The 9,657-nt window shown below is 48.6% G+C and carries 8 protein-coding genes; 5 read left to right on the forward strand and 3 right to left on the reverse strand.

What is annotated here, in order from left to right; translation table 11 throughout:
- The first annotated feature begins 98 nt into the window (after positions 1-98).
- Both GS601_RS20045 and GS601_RS20050 read left to right on the forward strand, forming a co-directional pair.
- Positions 99-1,571, forward strand: a complete 1,473-nt coding sequence (locus tag GS601_RS20045; RefSeq protein WP_162425064.1) for a TldD/PmbA family protein — start codon at positions 99-101, stop codon at positions 1,569-1,571.
- 93 nt (positions 1,572-1,664) lie between these two features.
- Complete coding sequence (locus GS601_RS20050) at positions 1,665-3,014, forward strand: TldD/PmbA family protein (protein ID WP_162425065.1); 1,350 nt, start codon at positions 1,665-1,667, stop codon at positions 3,012-3,014.
- Positions 3,015-3,129: 115 nt separating this feature from the next.
- Here GS601_RS20050 and rimM read toward each other — a convergent pair whose 3' ends face one another.
- The 3 genes from rimM to GS601_RS20065 all read right to left on the reverse strand — a co-directional run bounded on the left by rimM (position 3,130) and on the right by GS601_RS20065 (position 5,102).
- A complete protein-coding gene (gene rimM / locus GS601_RS20055) occupies positions 3,130-3,657 on the reverse strand; it encodes a ribosome maturation factor RimM (protein ID WP_162425066.1) in 528 nt (175 codons plus the stop codon).
- 106 nt (positions 3,658-3,763) lie between these two features.
- Entirely contained in the window at positions 3,764-4,150 is a 387-nt protein-coding gene (locus GS601_RS20060) for a hypothetical protein (RefSeq protein WP_162425067.1), read from the reverse strand.
- Between the two features lie 358 nt (positions 4,151-4,508).
- Entirely contained in the window at positions 4,509-5,102 is a 594-nt protein-coding gene (locus GS601_RS20065; protein WP_162425068.1) for a hypothetical protein, read from the reverse strand.
- Between the two features lie 273 nt (positions 5,103-5,375).
- Here GS601_RS20065 and GS601_RS20070 point away from each other — a divergent pair, with 273 nt between their 5' ends.
- The 3 genes from GS601_RS20070 (at position 5,376) to GS601_RS20085 (ending at position 9,373) form a co-directional block, all read left to right on the forward strand.
- Positions 5,376-6,611: a serine hydrolase gene (locus tag GS601_RS20070; protein ID WP_238393400.1), complete on the forward strand. Its 1,236-nt coding sequence runs from the start codon at positions 5,376-5,378 to the stop codon at positions 6,609-6,611.
- 94 nt (positions 6,612-6,705) lie between these two features.
- A complete protein-coding gene (locus GS601_RS20075; protein ID WP_162425069.1) occupies positions 6,706-7,194 on the forward strand; it encodes a crossover junction endodeoxyribonuclease RuvC in 489 nt (162 codons plus the stop codon).
- A gap of 388 nt (positions 7,195-7,582) precedes the next feature.
- The gene (locus tag GS601_RS20085) at positions 7,583-9,373 is read left to right on the forward strand and encodes an ABC transporter ATP-binding protein (RefSeq protein ID WP_162425070.1); all 1,791 of its coding nucleotides are present in this window, start codon (positions 7,583-7,585) and stop codon (positions 9,371-9,373) included.
- Positions 9,374-9,657: the final 284 nt, after the last annotated feature.

Raw genomic sequence — 9,657 nt, forward strand, 5'->3', positions numbered from 1 at the left:
GCGGCGCTTCTGTGCTGGTTTGGGATTATCCAGTCTTCCTTCCCTTCGCTACAATAGACAGTAAAGCGCCAGTATTAAAGATTTAAAGAGGCATTTTGATGCAAGCACCGACCCTACTAATCTCTAAGGAATTGCCGAGCCTTAACTACACTTACGCCCCCGATCGCTTTGATGAAACCTGGGAAGCACCGCTTTCTACGCTGTTGGGGTTAGGACGAGCAGCAGGCGCAGATTTAATTGAATTCTTTTTAGAACGGGTAAATTACATTAGCTGTATGGCAGAAGATGACGCCATCACCAGCATTTCACCGCGTCTCTCAACCGGAGCCGGGGTGCGCGTATTTCGGGGCAAGGCAGATTGCTATGTCAGCACCAACGACCTATCGTTTAATGGGTTAAAAGCGGCTCTAGAAAAGGGCTTGTCCATCATGGGCTTGCAACTTCCGTCTGCGAATGCGTTTATTCCTGAGATCCATCTTGAGTTGCTACGAGACTATGCCACCAAGAAAAGCAAAGAGGCGTGGCTTGGCAACTGTAGCTCTATGCGCGAAATGGGCGATGTGTTGCTGTCTGCCAATGGTCAATTGGCGCAGCAGGCAACCCACGTTCAATCTCGGCGGGCGGTTTATTTTCGCGATTGGCAAGAGGTCTTGGTGGCGTCGAGCGATGGCACGTTTGCCCGCGATATTCGCCTTACCCAGTCTGTGGGATACAGTTTGCTGTGTGCAGATGGCGAAAATCGCTCGTCGATCAACAAACGAGTCGGCAGCACGAGTGATCCAAACTTCTTGAGAACCTGGAAGTACAGCACCGATGCTAGGGAAGTGGCAGAATCGGCGGCGAAGATGTTGTATGCCGAATATGTCGAGTCGGGTAGCTACCCAATCGTCATGGCAAATGAGTTTGGCGGCGTGATTTTCCATGAGGCGTGTGGGCATTTGCTAGAGACCACTCAGATCGAGCGTAAGACGACCCCATTTGCGGAGAAAAAGGGCGAAAAGATCGCCCACGAAAATCTCACGGCGTGGGATGAAGGAATTACGTCTGATGCCTTTGGCACAATTGATATGGATGATGAAGGAATGCCTGCACAGCGCACATTGCTGATTGAAAATGGCATTTTGAAGAATTTCATCAGCGATCGCGCAGGCTCTATGCGAACCGGGCACCCCCGAACCGGAAGCGGTCGCCGTCAAGGATTTACATTTGCGGCTGCCAGCCGGATGCGAAACACCTACATCGCGCCTGGCACGTTTTCGATCGATGAGTTGTTTAACTCAATTGAAAAAGGCATCTACTGCAAAAAGATGGGTGGCGGTAGCGTTGGTCCCACCGGACAGTTTAACTTTGCCGTAGACGAAGCATATCTGATCGAGAACGGCAAAATCACGAAGCCCCTCAAGGGGGCAACACTGATCGGCGAAGCTACGGAAATCATGGATAAGATTTCGATGTGTTCTAACGATCTAGGCTTAGCAGCCGGATTCTGCGGTTCGGTGAGCGGCAGCGTGTATGTTACGGTCGGGCAACCCCACATCAAGGTTGATTCCATCACCGTGGGCGGGCGCTAACCAAGTCAGCCTATTAGGCGTAGAGAGGGGCTGTGCCGTATCTCTACGCTGTCATCCCTCAAGCCTTATTCTTAAAATTCAACCAAAAGTTCCATGTCAAATATCACCGAAATTGCCTCCTACGCCCAATCTACCGCACAGAAATTGGGTATCAAAAAATTTGACATCTACGGCTCGACAGTCGATGAAACGAGTGTGCAGGTCGATCAGGGCGAACCCCAACAGATGAAGGCGTCCAATCGATCTGGCGTTACCGTTCGCGTGTGGAATGGTGATCATTTAGTTGGTGTCACATCTACTACCGATGTTGATCCGATCGGCTTAGAGCTAGCGCTGAAAACGGCTCAGGAAGCGAGTGCGTTTGGCGTTAAAGACAATGTGCCAGACTTTAGCCCTGAAGCAACGGCAACGATCGCGCCTACCCATGGCGGCGCATCCGATCGCATTCCCCAAGCGGACGTTTCTAAGCTACTCGAAACCCTGGTTGACGCAGAAAAGCAGTTGCTAGCGGCTCATCCCGCGATCGCAGGTGTTCCCTACAATGGGCTGGCACAACGAGCGATTGATCGGTTCTACCTCAACAGTGATGGCGCGATGCGTCATGAAGCCCATTCCTACGCTTCGCTTTATCTCTACACAAAGACCGAAGAAGAAGGCAGAAAACCGCGCAGTGCCGGGGCTTTTCGGGTTGGGACGGGTTTAGAAAAGCTAGACATTGATGGATGTCTCAAAGAAGCGGCTGAGAAGACGATTAGTCACCTCAACTATGAGAAGGTGAAAACCGGAAAATATCGGGTGGTTTTCTCGCCGGAAGCGTTCTTAAGTTTGCTAGGGGCGTTTTCCAATCTTTACAACGCGCAGAGCATCCTCGATAAGCAGAGCCTTTCAACTCCTGACTCGCTCAACTGTGCGATCGCGTCGCCTTTGTTATCTGTTTGTGATGATGCATTGCACCCAGACAACGTTGGGGCAGAAACGTTTGATGGCGAAGGAACGCCAACTCGCCGAGTGCCTCTCATTACCAACGGCATCTTAACGAGCTTTCTGCACAGTGCTGGAACGGCAAAACGCATGAATACCGAGCCAACTGGAAACGCCAGCATGGGCGCAAAAGTCACCGTTAGCCCAAATTTCTTTCATGTGTTTCCGGGAGAAGCGGCGACGGAAGACTACAGCTTGGATACGGCAGACAATGTAATTTTGATTGATGATCTCAGCGCACTTCATGCTGGGGTGCAGGCGTTGCAAGGATCGTTTTCGCTCCCGTTTGATGGCTGGCTGATCAAAGATGGAAAGCGAATTAGTATCGAATCGGCAACAGTTGCAGGCGATATTCGCGAGGTGCTCAATTCGATCATTTACGTGGAGAAGGAGTTGGAATTTACCGGGTCTGGTGTTGCGCCTAGAGTTTGGGTCAACGAGTTGTCGGTGACGGGTGAATAGATTGTTGGCACCAAGATTTCTAGGGAACATCAATGATTTGTAGGGAACATCAATCAGGCTGCCGCAAAAACCAGGGTTGCTTAAGAATCCTGGTTTTTATTTAGACACCAGAAATCTACTCGATCAATCCTCCTGGAGGGGTGATTTCGATGCGCCGATTGCTGAGATCAACCACCGGAACGATCGCTTCAACAAACGGAATTAGCATCACCTTGCCCGGCGGTGATTTAACCTCCAACACATCATGTCCGGCAGACATCACGTTGGTTACAGTTCCGACAAGCTCTTGGGTGATTTGATGGTAAACGGGCAAACCAACCAGATCCGCAACATGAAATTCGCCATCTTCAAGTTCTAAGCGATCGCTTGCCAAAACATACAATAGACAACCTCGAAGGGCTTCAGCACTCCTGCGATCGCTAACCCCTTCCAACTGCACAACATACAATCCTTTCCCCTCCAAATAGCGACCCTGAACTAACCCAATCGGCTCAGGATCGATCTGCTGAGGGCGCAACAGCCACCGTTGCCCTGGCACTTCAAAGCGCTCTGGAAAATCGGAATTTGGATAGACACGAACCTCTCCATGGAGTCCTTGAGCCGCCACAATTTTGCCAATCTCCAGAAAATCAGAAAGCGCCATAGTTTCACCACAAACGAGCGAACCGTGCTCACTGTATCACAGGAGAAGTTTGCGTGATTCAACAGGTTGAACAGCGACGGCTTTGCGCTTGGTTTTCGTTTGGAACCTACTCTTGTGGGTCAAATCGATAGCGCAGCTTCATACCAGCGTTATACTCCGCCGGAATCTGCGGAAACACGCTAGACGGATTGGCTCTCAGATCGAGACCGCCGCCACCAATTTCTAAACTGCCAAGCGGACTTTTGCCCTGAGATGGGCTGCCGACAGCAGGCAGCGTAAACGTAGCGGGAGATGGCAGGGAAGTGTCTTCTAGCGATCGCGTCCGCAACCCATTCAGAGAAGCGGCTGATCCGAAAGGGGTGACAGGAGCATTTGTGGGCTGGACTCGCACGCCGCCTTGGGGCATTGGGAAAAATTGGGGTGACTGAGCAACAGCAGGATAAGTGAAACTCACTACCACGACGGTAGTGAATACGGCAACAGCTTTGTTCATAGCACTGGCTCAAGCTAAAGTTGGCTGAACGTTGATCATAATTTACAGCCAGAATGCCTGGATGAAACAAAATAATGGCTACAAGCAAAAAAACTAGATGGGAACGACGAAGGCAACACTAGAGCAATGAGACAAAGAATGTTTTTAATAACGAACATAAAAAGAAAAGATTATCAGCGATCGCATGAAGAGGTATCGCCTACAGTCTACGCAAAATACGTGCAGAACACGTTGGATCGTACAACAGGACAACGATTGGGTTAGATATGCTGAGTCATAATTCCAATCTGTCTAACCCATCAAAAGGTGTTTGCCAAGTTCAAAGACAAGTTCAAAGACAAGTTCAAAAGGGCAACATTTACTCGCAGCCATCCGCACTTTGTCTGCGGCACTGTTGCTCTCCTAAAATAAGACCATTGAGGTTTTCCAGAGAGATTACCCTAAAGTGATAAAACCACTGTCCGTCAGTCGGTTGCTTAAACGACACAGTGGAATAACCAAATCGCTTTCCTTGAAAAAATCGCAAATCTACGTAATTAAATTCAACTCGCGCCACGTATTTCGACTTTTGAAAATCATTTGTAAGCGACTGATCATAAATGCGTTGAACTATCCCTAATCCTTCTGAATTTGTTCTGGTAAAGATTGTGTTACCCGCATTGCTTTGAGTCTGATACGCGATTATTTCTTCACCAACGATCTTATCTGTTCGATCTGTTGGGTTCATAGCAAATACAACAGTGCCGTTCTCCACTTTTGCTTGGCTATTGTAAAATGGCAATCCGCTTAGTTCCCCTATGCCGCGCTCAAACGGAGACAGCAGAGCATGGTTTTGCACCCACCGCATTACAGTCTGCACGTTTTGTCCAGGAAGAGCTTGAGCCGATGAGACTGTCCCTAAATACAATGCTAGAGTCAGTCCAAAAACGGAAGTACCTTTGTGGTGAATCATGGTTAAAAGATTAGTAACTGATAGAGCAATACAATGCTAAATTTTATGATTCCCGAATCAGTAGATAAATTAATCAAGGTAACACTCGAACTCGTTTAGCCAAGTTACAACAAGTGCAATCGAAACTAGGATGGAGTTAAAGAAAGAACAATAGAAACGGGTTGACTCATAAAGGTCTTCAGAATTTTCTGTTGATCTGATTTTGATAAGGATTAGTCTTACCGGGTGGAGCGGTTTGTATGATACTTGAAGCAACTGCATCAGGAAATTGAAATGCCGCTACTGTATCTTGCCAAACAACTGTTTCGCGTAAGCCTCATCGTTTTACTTGCAGGTGGAGCTTTTCAGCCCTTCTATCAAGCCCCAGCTTTTGCCATGTCTAACAATCAAGCGATTTCTCCCCAAGCTGCCTTAGAACGGCTCGTCACCGCCGATTCTATTTCTCCGGATTGGTTTGCACCAAACTTTTTAGCCCAAGTTTCGCCACTACAAGTTCAAAGTATTTTGACAAGTTTAGCAACCGAATTGGGAACCTATCAGCGAGTTGAGCCAAGCGGCAGCGACTATCAGGTTATCTACGAAAAAGGTAGCATTCCAGCCAAGATCATGCTGAATGCAAAAGGGCAAATTGCAGGATTGCTATTTCAATCTGCTCGCGTATCACTAAAAAGCTTGGAAGATGCGATCGCGCAATTTAAACAGCTTCCAGGAAAAGTCAGCGTACTAATTCAAGAAAACAATGGCAATAAGAACACCAAGAAGATCGGCTTAAACGAAACATCACCCTTGGCAGTTGGCTCTGCCTTTAAGCTAGCAGTCTTGGCAGCACTAAAGGCTCAAATTCAAGCTGGGCAACATCGCTGGGAAGACATCATTGCCATAAGCGAAACCCAAAAAAGCCTTCCTTCTGGTTTCTTGCATCAGTGGGCAGAGGGTTCTCTACTCACTGTGCAGTCGTTGGCAGCGCTAATGATTTCGCAAAGTGATAACACTGCAACCGATCATTTAATTCATTTTGTTGGACGAGAAGCGATCGAGCAACTGACGCCTCGCAATCGTCCGTTTTTGACCACTCGTGAAGCATTTACTTTAAAGGCGCAACCCAACCTTGACGTTCTGCAACAATATCGCGCTGCTAATCTAGCCAATCGTCGCGCCCTGTTAGACAAGGTTGCTCAACTACCCCTACCGGGCGTAGAAGAATTTACCTCTGACCCAACCGCGATCGACATTGAATGGTTTTTTACGCCTGATGAACTTTGTTCTCTCATGAACACTGTCAAGGATCTGCCACTTATGAGCATTAATCCAGGAATTTCAGACTCAAAGGGCTGGGAACGAGTAATATTCAAAGGCGGCTCGGAACCGGGCGTCTTAAATCTCACAACCGGCTTGCAGGCGAAAGATGGGACTCAATATTGCGTTGTTGCAACGTGGAATCATGACCAGATTTTAGACGATAAACGATTTGTCTCGCTCTATGAAAGTATGATTGATTTGCTTAAATAACCTTGCATTCAACGGCGTATTCACCTGAGTGATTAGTTCGAGTGTATTATGGTGAGTACACCCTTCAGGCTCCATAAAAGCAGCTTTAGACTTGATGCTAGATTTGCGAGGCAAAATAATTTTAGGCATTGATCCCGCGATCGCAACTATCGGTTACGGCGCAATCTACGATGCAAAAGCGCTCGACTATGGGGTGATCGTTACGCCCGCAAAAGCACCAATTTATGACCGTCTCAAGCAAATTTATGACGATATCCGCGAACTGTGCCAGGCTTTAAAGCCCGATGTTGTAGCATTAGAAATGCCGTTCTTTACCCGAGAGAATACAAACGCTAACAAAGTACTCCGGGCACTCGGTGTGATTGAGCTAGCCTTAGGAGAATGCGGGTTAGACGAACCCATTTTCTTGCACCAATCTCAAGTTAAAGCGGCAGTTGCCAAATATGGAGCCGCGAAATCTGAAATTCAACAGTCGGTAATGCTACTTTTTGGGCTATCAGAACTGCCCAAACCGGATGATGCCTCTGATGCCCTTGCGATCGCTTACGCTGCCCAGACGGGTGCCCGTGCCAATGTGAAATAGGCGATTGTGCGGTGATCAAGAACCGAAAGCGTTAACAAATTTCTTCTTGATGGTTTCAAGGGCTTCTTGTTTTGTCCGACCTTGGCTGACACACCTTGGAATACTGAACCACTCCACAACCCAAATTCCATCTTCATCACAATCAAGCGCGATTAGTCTAATACCAGTTTGGATGACAAACATGACAGATCAACGACGGGGTGCCACCCTCAGTCTGTAATTGGTATAAAAATTCCGTTTAGGAGCCAAAAAACTCCCGCTAGGAGCCAAAACAGTCTGATGCAGTGGTAGGCTTCACGCTACGCTACTGGATGGACGTTATCGTTCTTCTGAGGGGCAACGATTTGAACCCATTAGAAAGCAGATCCTGAGCCAATGATGTTGCCCTATGCAAATTCCTTTCAAGCAATACGGATCACTTCTGGCAGACTACCTTAAACCACAACGGGGGCGCGTCATCGGGCTAGCGATCGCGCTGCTGAGCAGCATTGTCCTGCAAATCATCAACCCTCAAATTCTGGGTTACTTTATCGACACGGCAGTTGAAGGTGGATCGCAGCAGAGTTTACTAGGAGCCGCGATCGCATTTACCGCGATCGCACTGCTCACTCAGGTCTTTTCGGTTGCTGCCACCTATCTGGGTGAAACCGTTGCTTGGAGTGCGACCAATGCGCTTCGGGTTGACTTAGCCGCCCACTGCCTGCGGCTAGATTTATCTTTCCATAAAGCTCACACGCCCGGAGAGTTGCTAGAACGAGTGGATGGCGATGTCAATGCCCTCTCTCGCTTTTTCTCTCAATTGGTGATTCATGTGTTGGGCAACGGCATTCTTTTGGCTGGTATTCTTACCGTGCTCTGCTTCGAGAACCGCTTAGCAGGGCTTAGCCTGTCTGCGTTTGCTGTGGTTGCCCTATCGCTACTGTTAGGGCTGCGATCGCTAGCGATCTCACCTTGGGCAGACTATCGCCAGATCAGCGCCGAGTTTTATGGCTTTATTGGCGAGCATGTTGCTGGTCGAGAAGACATTCGTGCGAATGGAGCGGTTCACTATGTCCTGCGGCGCTTTTACGAACTCTTGCAGCGCTGGCTTCCGGTTTACCAAAGAGCTAGGTTTGCCAGCACTGTGCTGTGGGCAACGAGCGTGGGACTGTTTACAATTGGCAATGCGATCGCGCTTGCCGTTTCTGCTTATCTCTGGAGCCAAAACGCCATCACCCTTGGCACCGCTTACCTGATCTTTCACTACACCAATTTACTTGCACAACCAATCGAACGCATTCGAGAAGAATTAGAACAACTGCAACAGGTTGAAGCCAGCATTCATCGCGTTCGTGAGGTGCTGAATGTGCAATCAATGCTGAGCAACCAGGGGCATTGTTCTCTACCCATGGGTGCGTTACCCGTCTCGTTCAAACAAATCTGGTTTAGTTACGAGACCAGCAAGCATCAAAACCCTGAACGAGCAAAGTTTCCCGCTCCCCAAAATTGGACTCTCCAGGATCTCTCTTTCTACCTTCCAGCCGGTCAAGTGTTAGGTCTACTAGGGCGAACAGGTAGTGGCAAAAGCACCATCGCCCGATTGCTCCTACGGTTGTATGACATTCAATCGGGTCAGATTCACTTAGGCGGAGGTGCGATCGCTCAAGTTCCTCTCTCAGAATTACGCCAGCGCGTGGGATTGGTCACTCAAGATGTTCAGCTATTTCAAGCCACTGTGCGGGACAATCTCACGTTTTTTGATCCTCAAATCCCTGATGACACTATCCTACAAACGCTGGAAGATTTGGGTTTAGCACCGTGGCTGCGATCGCTTCCTAATGGACTTAACACTCACCTTGGCTCAGACAGTAGTGGGCTTTCCGCAGGGCAAGCACAATTGTTGGCATTGGTGCGCGTGTTTCTCAAAAATCCTGGCTTGGTGATCTTGGATGAAGCCTCTTCCCGCCTCGATCCTCAAACAGAAGCGTTAATTGAACAGGCGATCAACAAACTTTTAAAAGATCGCACAGGCATCATCATTGCCCATCGGTTGCAAACCGTGCATCGGGCGGATCAAATTCTGATCTTAGAGCAGGGGCAAGTGCTGGAATATGGCGATCGTTCCACCCTCGCCAATCAGCCCCATTCTCGCTTTGCTCAACTGCTCAAAACCGGGATAGGGGTCGGTGAGGGTGGGTAAGGCGCGGGTCGTCTGCCAATGCCCACCTTAAATGAAGCGTAAAATTCTCAATATCTGAAACCTACTCATAGATAGTGTCTTTGGAATAATATTACCTTTACCTCACCATCTCATCTGCCTCACCATCTCATCTGCCTCACCATCTCATCTGCCTCATCTATGTCAGCGGGGAGTATGCAAAGAAGGGAGGAAAGTTTTAGGCAAAAAGCTTGACAGGATAGAAAAGCAAGGGCTATATTAGTCAAGCGGGTGAGGGAGCCAAGCGAAAGCGGGGGTTCTGAGCC

The sequence above is a fragment of the Myxacorys almedinensis A genome (assembly GCF_010091945.1).
GTDB classification, from domain to species: Bacteria; Cyanobacteriota; Cyanobacteriia; order Leptolyngbyales; family Leptolyngbyaceae; genus Myxacorys; species Myxacorys almedinensis.

Coding starts and splice junctions, on each gene's coding strand:
- GS601_RS20045 (WP_162425064.1), top strand. CDS start 99: ATGCAAGCACCGACCCTACTAATCTCTAAGGAATTGCCGAGCCTTAAC.
- rimM (WP_162425066.1), bottom strand. CDS start 3,657: ATGGCGCTTTCTGATTTTCTGGAGATTGGCAAAATTGTGGCGGCTCAA.
- GS601_RS20085 (WP_162425070.1), top strand. CDS start 7,583: ATGCAAATTCCTTTCAAGCAATACGGATCACTTCTGGCAGACTACCTT.
- GS601_RS20050 (WP_162425065.1), top strand. CDS start 1,665: ATGTCAAATATCACCGAAATTGCCTCCTACGCCCAATCTACCGCACAG.
- GS601_RS20075 (WP_162425069.1), top strand. CDS start 6,706: ATGCTAGATTTGCGAGGCAAAATAATTTTAGGCATTGATCCCGCGATC.
- GS601_RS20060 (WP_162425067.1), bottom strand. CDS start 4,150: ATGAACAAAGCTGTTGCCGTATTCACTACCGTCGTGGTAGTGAGTTTC.
- GS601_RS20070 (WP_238393400.1), top strand. CDS start 5,376: ATGCCGCTACTGTATCTTGCCAAACAACTGTTTCGCGTAAGCCTCATC.
- GS601_RS20065 (WP_162425068.1), bottom strand. CDS start 5,102: ATGATTCACCACAAAGGTACTTCCGTTTTTGGACTGACTCTAGCATTG.